The sequence below is a fragment of the Paenibacillus sp. PCH8 genome, from assembly GCF_002968835.1.
Classification (GTDB): domain Bacteria; phylum Bacillota; class Bacilli; order Paenibacillales; family Paenibacillaceae; genus Paenibacillus.
The window spans coordinates 307220-325721 of sequence record NZ_PKQK01000003.1; the positions used below are offsets into that span (position 1 = coordinate 307220).

Here is an 18502-nt window from a genome sequence, read left to right on the forward strand (position 1 = left end):
GATGTTACATCTCTTCGATTGATACCCAGCGCCGCTCCGTTACCGAACGTTCCACGGCTTCAAGCACAGCCTGACATTCAACCCCGTCATGGAAACTTGGTGACGGCTGTCTTCCTTCGGAGATGGCTGTCATCAGCTCCAGCATTTCATGGGTGAACGTATGCTCGAACCCAATCGTATGTCCGGCTGGCCACCAGGCCTCTGCATATTTGTGCGCCGGATCAGTTGCCAGTACACGGCGGAAACCCTGCACATCCTCTTCATCCTTGGTGAAATACACTTCCAGTTCATTCATCCGTTCAAAATCAAAACGTACACTGCCGAGACTACCGTTAATCTCAAACGAGTTCGTACTGCGGTGTCCGGCTGCAAAACGTGTTGCCTCGAAGCTGCCCAGTGCACCTCCTGCGAATCGGGCCAGGAACAGCGTGGCATCATCGACGGTGACTTCCCCTTTGGGTGCATCCGCATGGGAACTGCCTTTTGCACTCAGTCCGGTCATCTCGGAAGCAAGCGGGCGTTCTTTGATGAACGTTTCGCTCATGCCAATCACTTCCTGGAACTCTCCAACGAGGAAACGAGCCAGATCAATCAAGTGTGCGCCCAGGTCGCCATGAGAACCGGAACCAGCCACTTCTTTTTGCAAACGCCATACGAGTGGAAACGATGGGTCCATAATCCAGTCCTGCAGGAAGAACGCGCGGAAATGATAGATTTTACCCAATCGTCCGCTTTCCACCAATTCCTTGGCTAACTGCACTGCAGGAGAGAAGCGATAATTGAACCCGACCATATGGGCAACGCCGGCTTCTTCTGCTGCCTGAAGCATCTCGCGTGAATCCGCAAGTGACAAGGCGAGTGGTTTCTCACAGAACAGATGTTTGCCCTGACGGGCTGCCTCCAGCGCAATTTCCTTATGAGCATTACTCGGCGCATTAATATCAATCAGATCAATATCATCCCGCTTCACCAGCTCGCGCCAATCGGTTACACTTTCGGACCAACCGAACTGGTTAGCCGCCTCCTGAACGCCCTGCTCATTCCTTCCGCAGATTACGGACATCTCCGGCTGTAGCGGAGCAGACGGGAAAAACATCGGCAGACTGCGATAGGCGTTACTGTGGGCCTTCCCCATAAACTTGTATCCAACCATTCCGACACGAAGACGATTTGACATGGTCATTTCCTCCTTTGGAATATAAATAGCTTTTCAATATGTGCACCATTTAACTATTGACGGGTAGAAGAAGCACGAATGATTAGTTCGGTAGGTAACAAGGCTCTTATAGATTCGGATCGGATTACTTTGGAGTCACTGGCTTCGTCTGTTGTATCTGCTGTATCCGCCCCATCAACTGACCCATGCATCAGCTTCGATACAGCGAGTTCACCCATTTCAAAAAAAGGAACCCTGACGCTGCTCAGCGGCGGGACCGCCATCTCGGCGGCATCGGAATCGTCATACCCGACAAAAGCCGGAAAATCCTCAACACGAATGCCCCGCTCGCGCAAACCATGCATGACTCCAATCGCCATCCGGTCATTGGCCGCAAATACCGCATCAATCTCATGCAATCGTTCCGCTATAATTGCTGACGCCTCAATCCCGCTTCGCCTGCTGTAATTCCCCTCAAGCAACAGGCCAGGGTCCAGTTCCATGCCCGCTTCTTGCAGGCCCAGACGGACACCTTCCATTCGCTCCTGGCTGTTGGAATAGCTGTCCGGTCCATTGACAAAGGCGATCTTGCGATACCCCTGATCGGTAAAATGGCGTATGGCAAGTCTGCTTCCTTCTACATGATCGGCATCCACTTCCGTGAACGATTCTCCTTCAAAGTGCTGATTCATTACACAGAACGGGTGCCCTTCCTGATACAGCTGCTGCATCGCCGCCAGTTCTCCGTGATCATGTCTGGCGCCCAGGATGATACAGGCATCCACTTTCTGCCGCCGGAAGAGATCCGTATAATTCATCGCTTCATCCGGTGTTCTGAACATGACCAGCAGGTCCATGCCATTGTCTCTGGCTTTGCTTCCAATACCGCTCAGCATTTCCGAGAACAAATAGGCCGAGAACAGATGCGCCTTCGGAACATAGGGTAAGACCACGCCCAGATTCCCGCTTTTACTTCTGGCAAAACTGCGAGCAAGTGCGCTGGGCACATACCCCAACTGTTCGGAAGCTTCCAGGACCTTGCGTCGGGTCTCTTCTTTAATAGGTCCTACCCCATTAAGTACCCGAGACACGGTTGCTTCGGAAACACCCGCAAGATCAGCCACTTCTCTGCGAGATGCCATGGATGTCACTCCCTTCTAGCGCATCCTTCAATGCTGTAGTAGTTAAAAAATAATATTTATGTACGCGCGTACATTTTCTCATGCCATGTAACCGTTGTCAATGCTTTGACACAAAAAAAAGATGAGGAACAGGTTGGACCCGTCCTCATTCTTTCCTTATTATTTATAGTGCAGCTGTTATCTGTTTAATTCGGTGAGGTTACTCCTATTCGTACGTGAAGCCTCACTCCTCGTTCATAACATTGTTGGTATACTACGTTCTGCTGAGGATTGACTGTACTCCGCCTGTTCCATCGTTTTCACTTGACTCGGAATGCGATCCGGAGGCTCTGGCGTGGATTGGAGCTGTCTTACTTTGTGCAGTACTTCTTTGTTAGGCAGGAAATGTTGGGAACGAATAAATCGGATCGTTTTGGTTTTGGCACGCATGACGATTGAATCGGTCTCGGCCCGATCATCAGCTAGATAGCGAACACCGCCAAGGATTTCTCCAGGTGTTACACCCGTTGCGGCAAAAATAACGTCCTCTGTACCGATCATATCCTGCATCGTTAATACTTTGTATGGATTATCAATCCCCATCTGCAAGCAGCGCTGGAATTCATCCGCATTGGCAGGCATTAAACGACCTTGAATTTCACCCCCGAGGCAAGACAGGGCAGCAGCAGCCAGCACACCTTCTGGCGCTCCTCCTGAACCAACATACAGATCAATGCCCGCCTCCGGGAAGGCTGGTGCCATCGCACCAGCAACATCACCGTCACTGAGGAACTTGATTCGTACACCAACCTTGCGTAGTGTTTTGATTGTGTTCTCATGTCGCACACGATCCAGAATCATGACAGTTAGATCCGAGATGTTCTTGTTTAATGCGGCAGCAGCCTTTTCCAGTGTAACTTCAACTGGATCTTCAATACTGACCTTGCCGACAAGGGCTGGGCCTACGGCCAATTTCTCCATATACATGTCCGGTGCGTGGAGCAGGTTGCCTTTTCCCGCCACGGCAATAACCGATAGAGCGTTGTTTAGTCCTTTAGCCACAATATCTGTACCTTCCAGCGGATCTACAGCCACATCGACTTCAGGCCCTTCTGCGTTGCCCACTTCCTCGCCGATGTACAGCATGGGTGCTTCGTCCATTTCTCCTTCACCGATTACCACCGTGCCGCGAATAGACACGGAATCGAACATGGCGCGCATGGCCAAAGTAGCCGCTTCATCTGCACTGTTCTTGTCGCCTCTTCCCATCCACGGGGCTGAAGCTAACGCAGCCAATTCTGTTACTCTGACAATTTCCAACGCCAGTTCGCGTTCCATATTCCCCACTTCCTTTCCAGTTTCCCACAGCATACAATGAGAGCAGTACAATATCCATCGCAAATCCATATGAAATCGATCTATAATTGGCGCAGTGGCGCTGGTTTGATATAAATTGTAATAATTGACCAAATCAATAACGGACGGTTTCACCTCCTTTTACCAACTCGTTTTTCCAGGTCATTTGCTCTTAATTTCTCTTGTGAAGTTTAATAAAATTACCATTTTTATCTTATGAAATTACAGGGTATAACGTGGAGTTGCTGTGACCCTGACTTTATAACTTCTAGGTTCGTTTAACATAACTGGATAAACCTTTTACGATGGATAACAAGAGAATTTCGTTGTGTATTAGATCATGTACGAAAACGATTTTCTTTCCGGGATGCAGTCTTCCGGTTGAACACATATATTGGAATTCATCGCTTGAATTTTATGTAATGTTATTCATTGATTTCGCGTTGAGATCTAACGCAATATATATATTAATCAGGACTTTAGCATTTCATACTGCTATAGATGTAGCTTATGGAGGTTATCGAAAATTGTAAGTTTACATAATAATTATTATGTTATTTAAATTGAAATATTCTACATGTAATTAAAATATTACCACACAAAAAAACTGCCGGCGTGTGCCGACAGTCACTGAAATGGGTTAACCTATTTGAAGTAGACGTATATCATTTCACCATCTACTACTTCTTCACTCATTTTGACAAACCCTAAAGGCTCATATACTTCTCCGCAATAACATGATTTGGCCGAAGCCCAATCATTAATCCTGAGAAATTGCTTTGGTCATGATCAGATCGATCTGCTCTTCATCCCCCATATAAAAAGCATGGGTACTCATCTGAACAAAACCCATTTTTTCATAAAAAGCGATCGCCTTTTCATTTTTCTCCCAAACCCCTAACCAGATTTTCTTTTTGCCATAATCTTTTGCAATGTCGATAGCTTTATGGAGCAGCACCTTGCCGAGTCCATGGTTCTGGAACTCTTTCCTGATGTACACTCGCTCGATCTCTAGGAATTCAAGCCCCATCTTCTCCGACTGTGCATCATGAATGTTCACTTTCAGGTATCCTGCAACTGTAGCATCCAAATAAACCAAAAAGAACTGTGAATCTACATTGGACAGCTCGTGCTCTAATTGTTCAGAATGAAATGCCTTCTCTAAGTAGGCTTTCATATTTTCGGGTGAGTTTTGTTCTTTGAACGTCTCATTAAATGTCTCATAGCTAATCTCTTGCAGTTCATGGACATGCTCAACAGCGCACATCTCAATACGAATCGTCATCTATACATCACTTTCCTTTATAGCTTCATTATTTGTTCAACCGATCTCTCACTCTTTGTATGCCTGTTTGCGCTTGATCATATTTATTGCAACATACAGTACAAGGTTACATTGAATTTAACCTAATTTTGTTGCAATTGCAACAAAAAATGAATTATACTATGTACATGATACGAATAGAAAGAGCTGGATCAGTGTCATTCTAATGTGCTCCCATCATTCCACGACCCAGCTCTTTCAGCTTCTTTCTTCTTTAAGGCTCTATTCCCCATACCAATTGACTGTTTATATACCCTGTAACCTTATCATGATTTGTGAACTGGGTACTGGATGCCCTGAAGGAATAATCGTTGGACTGGTTGTAGTTGCTCCAGTTATTTTTGGAGAACCTCGCTTGAATCTCTGCACTCTGGCCTGTATTCAGCGTTCCAGCCGCACTTGTGAAGCCAAATTCAAGATAATAATCAGCCCCGGCAACCGGAGTTGCCAGTTTGACGAATGTACTCGTTACATTTGCACTCCCGACACTCGCCCAATCGGACCAGAATGTCTGTGCTTCCTCGCCGTCGATGGTATAGTAATACCTAAGTTTTACATCACTTAACTGGATCGGCGATACACCAGAGTTAACCACTTTAAACTTGGGTGAGATTCCGCTCGTCGATGTACTTGTATTGCCGTTAAATGCCTGAATCGTCAAGTCCCCGGTCGGTTCAATAACCGTGCTATCTACGACATTCACTGTAAGCACAGCGTTATTTCCACCATTGAAATGAAACGTTAACACGTTCTGGCCCAGTAGCAACGTAGCAAGATACGATTGTCTCAGAACGACAGCGGTATTCGAAGCTGTATAATCCTGGCCGGATACAAGCTCCGTACTTCCCTTTGTTATGCTCGTAAGCTGACGACCGTTCAAGGTCAGGGAGACAATAAGATCCTGGGACGGATTCGTCGCTTTATCCAATGTTGCATTTACAGGAGAAATTGCAGCATTTGGACTCGGTGTTGAGTCTACGATCTTGATTTTTAATATCGGGTCCTGACCCTGATTAAAATCCAAAATAATCTGGTGTTCACCAACCGGCAGTGTCGCCAGATAAGCTTTTTTCAAAAGTAATGTATGTCCGTTCAACGTATAGTCCGTAGTTGCAATCAACGCAGTGTTGCCTGCACGGAGCGCAGTTAACGTATTGCCATTCGCATTCACGGTCACGGATTTATCATTCTGGTTCGGTGTGTATTTATCAAATTCAACAGTTGCAGGTGTGATGGACGCATTGGGGTTGGGGTTGTTAACCTTCAGATCCGGCAGCTCATCCAGCGTGATGACATAATCACTCTTATAGAGCGCTTTCAGTGTGGACGGGTAATTAAATGCATTACTCATGAGATGCTCCCCATACCAAGGGCAGAAGTAGAGCCATCCCGCTTTTTCCTCTTTCAGATTCTGTACGCTTGGAATGGTATCATTCTCCGTCATGGCTACCATTTTCGTACCGTCCGTCAGATCAACCAACTGATAGAAGATCGAGGTAATCGCATCCTCATTAGGTACACCTGACAAACCGTCATAGCGGTTGTAGATCGTATTATACTTATCATAACCAACAAGATCCACCTGATCATCGCCCGGGTACCATGCGGGAGAAGTGCTGTAGACATAGCTGTTGTACGTCCAGATCAGATTGTGCAAATCGTACGTTTCGGTCAGCTCGGTATAGATCAGATCCCACAGCTCTTTGTACACTTCCGCACCTGCTGAAGCCCACCAGAACCAGGCACCTTCCCCATTCAGCCCACCATTGCCTTCGGCTTCATGATACGGGCGGAATAGGACGGGTACATCGTTTTCCTGCAGAATCTGCAACTGCTCCGCCAAATCCTCAATGGTCTTCATTACATATTGATATTCTTTGGTGCCTGGAACCACTGCATTCGCTGTATTAAAATTGGTCTCTGTCGGCTTGTAGGTGGCTTTTTTCCAATCCACAAAATCTCCGAGTTCATACGTGTCAAAATCGCGTGGTACATTGATGTGCCACGAAGCTGTTGCGATTCCGCCGCGATGATTCACCCAATCGATCATACGGTCGGTCGTGCCGTCTTCCCAACCATATAGTGGATTATAGTTCATAAGATCAAAACCGCGAATCGCCGGATACTTTCCGGTAAGATCATGGATCCACTCGAACTCCAGCTCAGAATCTCCGTCATTCCCTCCTCCATATATCTCCTGTTGACCCGAAATGATGTTATTTCCGTATACCTCCGTTAAGTAATTCATCAAAATTTGAGTTTCCGGTGTAGCTTGAGGATCGGTAAGAACCGGCTGTACATCCAAAGGATCAAGATCGGCATAATCCACTGTGAAGGAGTCAAAATAAGAGAATCCCCAACCAGCTTTCAATTGAATCGTGTTGCTGCCCTTGTTCAACTTATGGAAGCCAAAATTGAAATTGGACCACGTCGTTGTGTATGGCAGCATATACGACCCTTTGTTAACCCCATTAACCGTTATATATTGAATTCTGCCATCTGCACTAAGTTCCTGCATATAACGGGTAGAAATGGCATACATTCCGGTTTCCGGGACCGTTACGTCAAACGTAATCGTACCCGAATTCTGCATCCAGACAAATCCGCTTCCCGAGTATCCTGGCTTGGGCTGTCCGTAAATTTCAGTAACCACTTGCAGATCGGAGGTTAACTGAGCGTTCTCACTTTCAAGCGTGAATAGTGGGGCGTTCGCATGAACGGGCGCTGTCATCAATCCAAGCAGTAGAATCAATGCCAGCATCATTGCGATTGATCTTTGAAACAAATTCTTCATTTTCATCTCCCTTTCCACATGAAATATGATAATGAAATATCAATGAACCCATTCATGATGGCGCTTTCAAAATAAAACATAGCATGTTCACCAATATTTGTAAATATATGGACAACCTAAATTCAAAAACCTCTTATATCACTACCTTTTCAGATTATTCCTCCTATTGTCTCACCGCTATAACTCTTAACCGAAAACGGTTTATTTTTGATCGATTTATTTCCTGCATTTTACCTTGCAATTGGATATGTATCGGACAGTGTCACTCGATAAAAAAAGCGGATAAAAAATCATTCCATATCGAATGATTTTTTATCCGCTTTTCATCTGGTGTTTCATGTTCTGTTTCATGTGCTTATTCTCACATGTAGCATTCATTGTTAATTTTAACAGATGTATCGAGCTCAACTTGCAGTTTCTTCGGTTGATGTTTCCGTTACTTTACAATGTTCCCCTGCCTTACGTACCGCCCGAATAATACCACCGTACCCGGTACAACGACACAGATTCCCGCACAGCCCTGTTTCAATCTGTTCTTGCGTAGGCATGGGGTGGATATCCAGTAAAGCCTTGGTTGAAATCACCATGCCTGGTGTACAATAACCGCACTGGAAGCCACCTTCCTCTACAAAAGCCTGTTGAATGGGATGCAAGTCACCTTTCGCCTCGCCGTGTAGACCTTCGATCGTCGTAATGTCACTGCCTTCACATTGATAAGCCATGATCAAACAGGAATTAACAGGCTCTCCATTGATCAAGACCATACATGCGCCGCAACGACCCACTTCGCAGGATACCTTCGTACCCGTCAGATGCAAATGAGTCCGCAGTACATCAACAAGTCGAGTCGTTTGGGCGACCTGTAGTTGCTTCTGCTCCCCGTTCACAACGGCAATCCAGTCGTCTCCAATGGGCTTACTCATAGTGGACTAACTCCTTCCTGCAAAGATACATTCAGCGGCTTGACCAGCTGCTCCCGCGGTACAGGAAGACGGTTAACCCATACACCTGTAGCCTGATGAATAGCAGCAGTTATGGCCGGAGCAAGGGCTACGGACCCAACCTCACCGATCCCTCTTGGCCCGAATGCGTCGCCTTCCGGCAGGTCCTCAATAGCTTCAACCTCCAAGTTGGTGTGAATATCCTTAATGGTTGGAATCAGGTAGGTGTCGAGATTGGTTGTTACATACCGACTATCTTGCATAACTGCATCCTCAGTTAACGTAAATCCGAGTGCCATTACACTACCACCTTCAATCTGTCCGATGTAACCCATCGGATTAATGACAGGTCCTGCCGCCACAACATGGCGTGTGTCGAGCAGTTTGGTTTCCCCGGTTAAGGTGTTCACCTCCACCTCTGCTGCAACCGCTGCATACGTATATAAAAAATGACCGCCTACCACGTTGTCAGGTGTAGTAGGATAATCAAATTTTGTATCAAAGATCCATTCATTGGCTTCTCCTTGTTTCACAAGATCCGCATAGGAAACCACAACGCCTGAAGGGATAGGCACTTCCGTCGAGGGAGAAGATACACTTTCAACACTGATCTCCGCTACATCCCTTCCTTCGGCTCCATCCAACGCCAGCGTTACGTCCTTCTCTCCTCCCCCATGTGCAGCTGTTGTTGAATCCGAAGTTTCGGCAGGAAGCTGGCCTTTACGCCATACACCATCAGGACCTGTCACAAGTTCATCAGCCGGAATGCCCGACAGATCTGACGCAACCGTGAGAAGACGGGAACGAAATGGCGTTTGCAAGCGCTGAAGGGCCATCCAAGCCATGGTCGTTGAACGTGAAGCTGTACTCGACCCGCTGTGCGGCACACGATCTGTGTCCCCTATGATAATATTCAGATCTGCTGTGCTGCATTGGAACAGGTCACAGAGCATAATTTCCAGCGTTGCAATCAGGCCCTGACCGAATTCCTCGTAGCTGAACGCCACCTCAATTTTGCCATCGCCGTTTAGGGACAGCCGGCCTCCAGCCGGATCCGGAATGCCGTAACCCAGTCCAGCACCATGCATGGCGATCGCTGCACCGACACCACGTTTAATCCAAGGAGGCCGGGAATGATCTGCCGGTGGATGCAGATGTTTTTGCCATAATTCCGTCCGATCCAGAGCTTCCCATACCTGGGATAATCCATCCGTAACCAGAATCCGTTGATTCAGTGGTCCGGGGTCATTCTTCTCCCGCATATTGCGTCTGCGAAACTCCCAAGGGTTCATGTTCATGATATCCGCTAGTCGATCCATCTGTCCTTCCATAGCAAAAATCGCCTGATTACCGCCAAATCCGCGAAACTCTCCCGACAGTCCATTATTCGTATATACAGATACGCCTTCAACATCCACATTAGGAATGGCGTAAGGGCCGAGGCAATGCTCGGTGCAGAAGTTCAGCACCGGTGCACCAAGTGTGGCGTACGCTCCGGTATCTGCCGTAATACGGACACGGTGAGCCTGTATGATGCCTTCACGACTCATGCCAGTCTGCATTTCAATCTTCATCGGATGCCGTTTCAGCCCTGCACGCACGGATTCTTTCCGTGAATTGTGCATCTTCACAGGCCGACCGCATTTCAAGGCAAGTAGTGCACCGTAAGGCTGTACGTTCAATTCATCTTTACCGCCAAACGAACCCCCAATAGGTGAAGACACTACCCGAATATCTTCTTCAGGGCAGCCAATAATGCGCGCAAGCTGCATCCGATCCTTGTAGCCATGTTGTGTTGCCGCATATACATTCAGTCTCCCTTCTTCATCCGGGACAAAAAGACCACCTTCTGTCTCCATATAAGCGTGCATCTGACGAGGTGTATAGTACGTCTCCGTCACGATATGATCACATGTTACAAAGGCTTGCTCGGCATCTCCTCGTTTGATCTCTGTACGATGCAGCACATTGCCCGGACCATGTTCATGCAATTCGGGAGCACCCGGAGCCAGAGCAGCACCGGTACTATGTAGTGGCATAAGTTCCTCGTATACTACATAGATCGCATCCAGCGCCAGCGCCGCACGTTCAGGTGAATCTGCAGCCACTGCGGCAATGGCGTCACCCACATAGCGAACAACATCCTCGCAGAACACAGGCTGATCCGGGATGGCAATGCCAAAACGGTTCAGTCCAGGCACATCTTTTGAGGTCAGAACCGCGTATACACCTTCCATTCCCTCTGCTTCAGCAATATCTATAGACAAAATGTGAGCATAGGGATATGCGCTCCGCAATACTCTTCCATGGATCATGTCAGGCAGTGTCATGTCCGTCAGATATTGAAGCTGACCTGTTACTTTCGGTGCTCCATCCGGCCGCAGGTGCCAGCGTTTTCCACTCTTTTCCCGATTCAGCAGCATGCGCTCACTCCCTTTGCTTGACCAGATTCTTCTATCCGTTAAGCACCTCCCACAGACCGGCGCCAATCAGATTGCCCGCAGTCTGCTTGCGATAGTGTTCCGTAGCAAAAGCATCCCCATAAGTCTTGAATTCAGCAGCTACAGCGGTCGCAAGAGCCGTAATTTGCATAACAGAGACCGTGTTGCTGCGAAGCAGTTGTTCAGACTCTCGGAGTCTCATCGCCATGCCTGATCCCCCACCCGCAGCGATCGAAATCGTTGTCCAGCGGTCATCCGTGCTGATCTCTCCATAGAATGCAATCGTCACCAGCGATGCACTGAACGTCTCCCGTCGACCCAGCTTGCGGTAAAAGGAAACCTTTCGTACAGCAGATCTGTGTTCGTCTTGCATATCAGTTACACATACCGAACTCATCGGGATATGAATGGAAATTAACACGTCACGCGGATTCTGACTTCCGTCACGTGCACCTCTTAACCAGGAAGACACACTGCGGATCTCGATTCCGCTGTCAGTTAACCAGTGCAGCTCTGCGTGATGTACAAGCAAAGCCGGTATGGTATCCCCTACCCCGGATACAATGTTTCCACCAATGGTTGCCACATTACGAATCGATGGTGCAGCGATTGCATTCACGGCTTCTTGCAAGATCGGTAGTTGATGTAGCAACGCGTCCGTAGCACATTCCTTCAATCGGGTCATCGCCCCGATGACCAACTCATCTCCGAGAACATATATACCTCTCATTTCAGGAATACGAGCCAGGCTAATCATGTGTTCAGGCGAAGGAACCAAGCCACCTTCCCACTGGGTTCGCAGCCATGTCCCGCCTGCTGCATAACACAACATCCCTTTTAGTCTATTTCTTAACGTTTGGAGTTCTTGCATATTCTCAGGCTGCCATACCGTTGGCAGTGCTCCAGAACCGTATGCCAGTGTTACCATCGCTACATCCCCTTTCTCTCTCTTCGATGGACAGGATGTTGATCGGACTTATGCGTCTCTTCATCATGCTGATTCAACCGTCTGATCCAGATAATTCTTCAAATCATATTGGAGTTCAGAAATAACGTCAATTACCTTCACATCGTTTTGGATAAATGTATAAAACCGTTGTTTCATTTGTGCCTGATGCATCATGATCTACCAGAAGCTAACACAGATTCTGATTCAATCCACTATTAAAGAAGACAAACAAGCCAACCAAAGTACCTGGCTGACCTGTCTCATGTTATGAAATTATACATTAGCAATAATCTTCTCCCTTTAGTCAATCTGTCTGATCTGATTCAGATACATATTTCATAATCCGTTCCAATTCCGGTTCAGTATCCGCATCCCAGAAACTGCGTTCAGGCAAAGGCACATGTACACCTGAATAGTTGGCACTTCGCATAATCTTGCGCGCTCCCTCATCTCCATGTAGGGACAGTAAAGGTCCAAACATATGGGAGCGAAAGGCGACAGGAGGTTTCCCCCCTTCTCCGTCCGTAGCTGCTGCATAATCACTCAGCTTATGGGTATCTAATGCTGCGGCCACCTGATTGATATCCTGTGCTTTCAATAAAGGCTGATCTCCCAGTAGCATGAGGATTCCTTGCGGTTTGTACTCCATAGCCGACAGTATGCCACAATGAAGAGAGTTAGCCATGCCGCAAGCATAGTCAGCACAGACTGCAATTCGGAGTCTAACATTAGGGTTATAGGCATACGTCGCTGAATCAAGCCAATGTACAGGCAACCAGGCCAGCGAATCCTCCGGTTTCACCACACAGACCACCTGTTCCAGATCCGAATTCAGCGCAGCTTCCAGTGACCATGCTGCAAGTGACCTCCGATCAGGCATAACAACCGAGAGTTTATCTCGTCCCAGCCGTTGACTCTTACCTGCCGCCAGAACAATGCCCGTCATTCGCATGTACAACGTTCCCCCTCTGCACCCCATAACTCTCGAAAGAAATCTTGTGTATACAAGCAATCAATTCAGCCACAATGCTAATGGCGATCTCTTCCGGGCCATCTGCCCCAATGCTCAATCCCACAGGAGAATGTACATGTTTCAATCGTGGTAAGCCATCCAACAGACGCGCTGTTCGTGTTTTGGAACCCATGACGCCGAGATACGCATATTCACAGTGCACTAATATCTCCAACAGTTCTCGTTCACGCGGGAATTGATGACTCATCAAAATGATATAGTCTCTGTTGTTCACGTTCAGCAGAGGCATCACCTCACGCGGGAAACCTGGCACAAGTTCGGCTCCAGAGAACCGTTCTGAGGTACATAAAGACTCGCGCCAATCAGCCACAACAACTCGAAATCCTGCCGCGCGGGCCAGTCTGACTACAGGAACAACATCATTACCGGCTCCGATGATAATCAGACGAGGGGTAGGGGTGTATTTCGAGGTGAATTGCTCCGGGATGCCCCAAGGGTGAACTGAAGCTGAATCGTTCTTCGCTATTATAGCATTGGACGTATATTGGCTATGCTGTTCATCAGACAGCACTGGCGATCGACTACGATTTTCCACATGATCATAAGGGAGGACGCGTGAGGGACACCAGTTAGACTGGTGTTTGGCGATCAAGGGATTCTCATCTACTTCGTCTGATTCGATCCGTTTCCAGTCGTATTCAATCCTTGTGTAATGATCTCGAAACGTACGAATTAACATGGTCTCCGCACCAGATTGTAGACACTCATGCATCTTCTGCAAAATCGATCGAAATTCACCACATACGGGTTCAAGAAGTACAATAATAAGTCCGCCGCAGCCGATCGTCTCGCCCCAAGACAGATCATCCTCGGGTCGCATATCGTATTCCGCGAATTCCATCTGTTTTGTATCCAGCACACGACTCACCCGGGCCTGAATGTCACTCTCAAGGCATCCGGGACTGATACTTCCATACATCGTGCCATCCTCGGTCAACAGCATAGAGACTCCCTGCTTACGGTAAGCATGACCCTCAACCTTGATTGCTGTTGCGAGCACGCATCGTCTTTCACGGGCCGCGATTGCACACAGATCATGCATTTCCATACGGGTCTCCATCCTTTCTAAAACTTGCTGCACAAGTGCTTCTAGTTAGATACGACTCATCAATCTGGCAATGCTTTTATCCGACTCACGCAGCACGATACCACGATCAATCGTCTGAATCTTGCGATTCTGGAGTACGATGCTGCCATCAATAATCACGGTGTCCACACAGCTACGTGTTGCAGAGTAGACCACGCGAGAATATACATCGGTCTCGTAGGAAGGATACGTATGAAAATCATTCAGATCCAGCAGTAGCATATCTGCCTTTTTGCCCACTTCCAGACTCCCGATTTCTTTCGACATGCCAAGTACTTCTGCACCACCCATGGTAGCCATACGCAATACCGTCCGGCCATCCATCACCGTCGGGCCATGAGGGATCTTATGCATCAGAGCTGTCAGACGCATCTCCTGAAACATATCCAGATTGTTGTTGCACGCCGCACCATCAGCTCCGATTCCAACAGCAATCTGACGATTCAGCAGATCAGGAATATCCGCAATTCCGGAGGAAAGCTTCATATTGGACCCCGGACAGTGAGTGACTTTGACACCGCGCTTGCGAATGATTTCCTTCTCTTCCTCACTCAGCCATACACAGTGAGCAAGCACCAGTCGCGGGGTAGCCAAACCGATATGATCGAGATACACGATGTTACGCATACCGCGTTCATGTTCCACAAGTTCGATCTCACCGCGATTCTCAGAGGCATGGGTGTGGACTTTGACATGATATTTATTCGACAGATCACGTACCTCAATCAGCAGTTCCTCCGTACACGAGACAACAAATCTCGGGCAGAAGGCATATTGAATGCGACCTCTGCCGAATCCGTTCCATTTCTCCAGCAGATCCACACTCTGTTGCAGTGATGTCGCTGTGTTCTCACGCAGAGGTTCAGGAACCTCATCTCCATGATCCATCATCACCTTGCCAGAGATAACCCGGATGCCGCTCTGCGCCATCGCCTGAAATGCCGAATCCGTATGATGCACCGTCTCCATATCCAGTATGGTTGTGGTACCGCTGGAGATCAATTCGCCGAGTCCAAGCATCGCCGAGTAATAGACGGACTCCTCATCATGCGCTGCCTCCAGCGGCCAGATGCGCTGACGGAGCCAATCCATCAGTTCCAGATCGTCCGCACGTCCTCGGAACAAGGTCTGACACAGATGAATATGCGTCTGAATAAAGCCTGGCAGAAGTACTTTGCCACGAGCATCAATAACCTGATCAGCCTGAACATCAATATGCGCTGCAATCTCCTTAATTTTGTTATCCTCGATCAACAGATCTCCGATGAATACGTCCTCTTCCGCATTCATCGTCACAAGCTGTGCGCCTTTCAGCAGGATCGTTCCCATGCCAATCTCCCCTATCTGTGTCTGTCTATATCGTTCAACGCATACATATATACACTTGCACTCCGATGACAGACTAACCTCCCATCGCTGTTATTGTGTAAATATCTAGTTGAACTTATAAGTGTTCATGTAGCTGTTACCATCCAATAGCCATTCCATCGCCCCTAGGGTCTGCCGCGCCGCTAATCATGCCGTCCTCACGAATAACAATACCTTGCGACTGTCCCATAATACCATCCCACGATGCTCTCGCTTCAACGTTATGTCCCCACTGGGCAAGGGTTGCACATACGTCATCATGATATCGGTTCTCCACACGCATCGAATCGCCTTCTTCGCCCCAGGTACGTCCGTACACCCAACGTGGCAAGCTGATCGCTTCCTGAATGTTGAGACCGTAATCAAGTACACCGGTAAGAACCGATAATTGTGTCTGTGGCTGGCCCTCTCCTCCCTGCGTACCCACGAGCATATAAGGTTTGCCATCTCGTGTGACGAGGCCCGGCATGAGGGTGTGGAATGAGCGTTTGTTTGGTTCCAATACGTTGGCATCTTTCGTATCCAAAGAGAAAAAGGACCCTCTATTCTGCATGATAATCCCCGTATCCCCTGGAACATAGGCTGCACCGAAGTCAAAATACAGGCTTTGTATGAATGACACTGCGTTGCCTTCGCTATCAACAACCGCCGCATAAGCAGTGTCCTGACCCATCGTTTTGGACAAATACGGTTGTGCCACTGGCGCAGCAGACTGGATCTCATCCCACAATTGGTCACCGTAACCCTTGGATAACAGATGATCCAACGGAATGTCCCTGAAATCGGGGTCTGTCAGATAACGGTCACGATCACGAAACGCCTTTTTCACCACTTCCGCCATCAGATGATAGAACTCGGGTGACGTGCGTGCAATCGAGGACAGATCAATATGCTCCAGCATGTTTAACATCATCAACATCGAGAATCCTTGCGAGTTGGGCGGCATCTGATGAACTTCATATCCTCGATAACCCGTACTGATCGGCTTCACCCACTCTCCGTGGTGACCCGCAAAATCCGCCGGTGCAAGCATACCCCCATCCTCACGAATAGCCGAAGTCAGGCGTCTCGCAAGCTCTCCAGTGTAAAAAGCATCTCGCCCCCCTTTCTGAATCCGACGAATGGAAGCAGCAAGATCAGGCTGAATTAGTAACTCGCCTTCCTGTAAAAGAATACCTGAAGGGGCAAATACCGCGCGCAGCGGCGTATGCCCCTTAATGAAATCCTCATCCCTTTCTATCCACAATCGCAGATTCCGGGATACTGGGCATCCTTTTTCGGCATACTGCGCAGCGGGTTCCAACAACTGCTCCCACGATAGCTTGCCGTATCGGGACCAGACTTCCCACCATGCATCCACCATGCCCGGAACCGTAATAGCGCTGAGTACACCGCGCTGAGGGATCGTATTCATGCCCATCGCTTTGAACGTATCGGCATGAATGCCTGCTGCAGATCGGCCACTTCCGTTAAAGGCGGTAATCTCACCGCTCGCTCCATCATGAATCAGGAAGAACGCATCCCCGCCAAGTCCAGTCATGTGCGGATATACCACACCCAGTGCTGCACTAACCGCAACAGCGGCATCATAAGCATTTCCGCCTTGCTGGAGGATGGAGCTTCCCACTGCGCTTGCCAGATAATGTGGAGAGGTGACCATGACCTCCCTGGAGATCGGCATCTGGTTTAGCATAAGGCTCCCTCCTTCCCTGCGTACACGTCCAGTGCTGCCTGCACCGGTTCACCGGCAGGCAAGCTATGTCGATGGCGAAGCAAAACAGCTTCCAGCGCTCCGAGCACATGTAGTACATTTCTGCGCTGGCAACTGAATCCCATCGTACCGATGCGCCATATTTTCCCCTTCAATGGTCCGAATGAACTCGCGATTTCAATGCTAAAGTCGTTCAGCAGCATACTCCGCACCGATTCACCATCGATCCCTTCAGGAATGTGAATACAAGTGACCACCGGAAGTTTACTGGACAGATCGCCATACAATTGCAGTCCCATCCCCTGAATTCCAGCGACCAACGCACGTTCATTGACCCGATGTCGCTGAAAACGAGCCTCCAATCCCTCTTGCAGCAGAATGCGCAACCCTTCATGAAGACCGTAGAGCATGGAAGTCGCTTCCGTATGGTGGTTCAACCGCGCCGGACCCCAGTAATCCTGCAATTGGCTCAGATCCAAATAATTACTAGCAATGGTGCGGCCTTCTGCCCGTGCACTGGTTGCATCCCGCAGTCCGCGTTCAATCGTTTTGCGACTCATCAGTTTCTGCTCCACCCGACTGTTGTACGTGAGAGGCGCCATCCCGGATGGAACAGACAGGCATTTCTGCGTACCGCCCATCACCGCATCCAGATGCCAGGCATCCGTCTCCACGGGAGTCCCGCCTATGGTCGCCACAGCATCCACAACGAGTAAAATATCGAGTTCGCGGCAGGCTTTGCCAATCTCGGCAAGGGGCTGCATCTGTCCGGTTGAAGTCTCTCCATGAACCATGGCAACCAGACTCGGCTTATGGGCATGGATCGCCTTGATCACCTCTTCCGGGTCAAATACTGTTCCCCATTCCGTTTCCATAAAGACAACTTCGGCACCACATCGTTCCGAGATTTCAACCAGCAGATGTCCGAATCGCCCGTAGATCGGGACGAGCACTTTGTCACCAGGCTGGATTAGACTGACCAACACCGCCTCAATCCCCGAACGGGATGTACCATCTACTGGATAACACCACTCGTTATCGGTCATATATAGCTCACGCAGCATCGCCATCGTCTCGTTCATCAAGGAGGTGAATTCCGGGTCGAACTGCCCCAGAATGGGGAAGGATAATGCTCGTAGTACGCGTGGATCAACCTCAACGGGTCCGGGGTCATAATGGTCCGCAAGGATGGAGATAGCTCTTTATAGGTGGACATCTTCT

Annotated in this window: 13 protein-coding genes and 1 pseudogene; all 14 read right to left on the reverse strand. The window is 48.6% G+C overall.

All coding sequences use genetic code 11. The annotated features are described in order from the left end of the window. Positions 1-4: 4 nt before the first annotated feature. A complete protein-coding gene (locus C0Q44_RS18660; protein WP_105408766.1) occupies positions 5-1177 on the reverse strand; it encodes a Gfo/Idh/MocA family protein in 1173 nt (390 codons plus the stop codon). Between the two features lie 53 nt (positions 1178-1230). After that, entirely contained in the window at positions 1231-2298 is a 1068-nt protein-coding gene (locus C0Q44_RS18665) for a LacI family DNA-binding transcriptional regulator (protein ID WP_181151075.1), read from the reverse strand. A gap of 234 nt (positions 2299-2532) precedes the next feature. After that, entirely contained in the window at positions 2533-3615 is a 1083-nt protein-coding gene (glpX, locus tag C0Q44_RS18670; RefSeq protein ID WP_105408768.1) for a class II fructose-bisphosphatase, read from the reverse strand. Positions 3616-4393: 778 nt separating this feature from the next. After that, on the reverse strand, positions 4394-4918 hold the full coding sequence (paiA, locus tag C0Q44_RS18675) for a spermidine/spermine N(1)-acetyltransferase (RefSeq protein ID WP_105408769.1): 525 nt from the start codon (positions 4916-4918) through the stop codon (positions 4394-4396). 253 nt (positions 4919-5171) lie between these two features. Beyond that, complete coding sequence (locus C0Q44_RS18680; protein ID WP_105408770.1) at positions 5172-7751, reverse strand: glycosyl hydrolase; 2580 nt, start codon at positions 7749-7751, stop codon at positions 5172-5174. Positions 7752-8155: 404 nt separating this feature from the next. Next, positions 8156-8674 carry a (2Fe-2S)-binding protein gene (locus C0Q44_RS18685; RefSeq protein ID WP_105408771.1) on the reverse strand — a complete coding sequence of 173 codons (519 nt, stop codon included), beginning with the start codon at positions 8672-8674 and terminating at the stop codon, positions 8156-8158. Beyond that, positions 8671-11115, reverse strand: coding sequence for a molybdopterin cofactor-binding domain-containing protein (locus C0Q44_RS18690; RefSeq protein WP_105408772.1), 2445 nt, complete (start codon positions 11113-11115; stop codon positions 8671-8673). Before C0Q44_RS18690 ends, C0Q44_RS18685 begins: the two co-directional genes overlap by 4 nt. A gap of 31 nt (positions 11116-11146) precedes the next feature. Then, positions 11147-12061: an FAD binding domain-containing protein gene (locus C0Q44_RS18695; RefSeq protein ID WP_105408773.1), complete on the reverse strand. Its 915-nt coding sequence runs from the start codon at positions 12059-12061 to the stop codon at positions 11147-11149. A gap of 63 nt (positions 12062-12124) precedes the next feature. Continuing rightward, positions 12125-12256, reverse strand: a complete 132-nt coding sequence (locus tag C0Q44_RS31120; RefSeq protein ID WP_258166432.1) for a hypothetical protein — start codon at positions 12254-12256, stop codon at positions 12125-12127. A 130-nt stretch (positions 12257-12386) separates the two neighbouring features. After that, a complete protein-coding gene (locus tag C0Q44_RS18700) occupies positions 12387-13034 on the reverse strand; it encodes a nucleotidyltransferase family protein (protein WP_181151076.1) in 648 nt (215 codons plus the stop codon). Continuing rightward, positions 13000-14163: an XdhC family protein gene (locus C0Q44_RS18705; protein ID WP_181151077.1), complete on the reverse strand. Its 1164-nt coding sequence runs from the start codon at positions 14161-14163 to the stop codon at positions 13000-13002. Before C0Q44_RS18705 ends, C0Q44_RS18700 begins: the two co-directional genes overlap by 35 nt. 45 nt (positions 14164-14208) lie before the next feature. Then, positions 14209-15531, reverse strand: a complete 1323-nt coding sequence (locus C0Q44_RS18710) for a 5'-deoxyadenosine deaminase (protein WP_105408776.1) — start codon at positions 15529-15531, stop codon at positions 14209-14211. A gap of 136 nt (positions 15532-15667) precedes the next feature. Further along, entirely contained in the window at positions 15668-17263 is a 1596-nt protein-coding gene (ggt, locus tag C0Q44_RS18715) for a gamma-glutamyltransferase (RefSeq protein ID WP_105408777.1), read from the reverse strand. Continuing rightward, positions 17257-18497, reverse strand: a pseudogene (locus C0Q44_RS18720) (pyridoxal-phosphate-dependent aminotransferase family protein). The gene ggt and the pseudogene C0Q44_RS18720 overlap by 7 nt, the downstream one beginning before the upstream one ends. Positions 18498-18502 lie beyond the last annotated feature (5 nt).

What these genes read in the sequence shown, in the direction of transcription:
- C0Q44_RS31120 (WP_258166432.1), bottom strand. Translation starts at nt 12,256, where the DNA reads ATGATGCATCAGGCACAAATGAAACAACGGTTTTATACATTTATCCAA.
- C0Q44_RS18710 (WP_105408776.1), bottom strand. Translation starts at nt 15,531, where the DNA reads ATGGGAACGATCCTGCTGAAAGGCGCACAGCTTGTGACGATGAATGCG.
- paiA (WP_105408769.1), bottom strand. Translation starts at nt 4,918, where the DNA reads ATGACGATTCGTATTGAGATGTGCGCTGTTGAGCATGTCCATGAACTG.
- C0Q44_RS18695 (WP_105408773.1), bottom strand. Translation starts at nt 12,061, where the DNA reads ATGGTAACACTGGCATACGGTTCTGGAGCACTGCCAACGGTATGGCAG.
- C0Q44_RS18700 (WP_181151076.1), bottom strand. Translation starts at nt 13,034, where the DNA reads ATGCGAATGACGGGCATTGTTCTGGCGGCAGGTAAGAGTCAACGGCTG.
- C0Q44_RS18705 (WP_181151077.1), bottom strand. Translation starts at nt 14,163, where the DNA reads ATGGAAATGCATGATCTGTGTGCAATCGCGGCCCGTGAAAGACGATGC.
- glpX (WP_105408768.1), bottom strand. Translation starts at nt 3,615, where the DNA reads ATGGAACGCGAACTGGCGTTGGAAATTGTCAGAGTAACAGAATTGGCT.
- C0Q44_RS18685 (WP_105408771.1), bottom strand. Translation starts at nt 8,674, where the DNA reads ATGAGTAAGCCCATTGGAGACGACTGGATTGCCGTTGTGAACGGGGAG.
- C0Q44_RS18680 (WP_105408770.1), bottom strand. Translation starts at nt 7,751, where the DNA reads ATGAAGAATTTGTTTCAAAGATCAATCGCAATGATGCTGGCATTGATT.
- C0Q44_RS18660 (WP_105408766.1), bottom strand. Translation starts at nt 1,177, where the DNA reads ATGTCAAATCGTCTTCGTGTCGGAATGGTTGGATACAAGTTTATGGGG.
- C0Q44_RS18665 (WP_181151075.1), bottom strand. Translation starts at nt 2,298, where the DNA reads ATGGCATCTCGCAGAGAAGTGGCTGATCTTGCGGGTGTTTCCGAAGCA.
- ggt (WP_105408777.1), bottom strand. Translation starts at nt 17,263, where the DNA reads ATGCTAAACCAGATGCCGATCTCCAGGGAGGTCATGGTCACCTCTCCA.
- C0Q44_RS18690 (WP_105408772.1), bottom strand. Translation starts at nt 11,115, where the DNA reads ATGCTGCTGAATCGGGAAAAGAGTGGAAAACGCTGGCACCTGCGGCCG.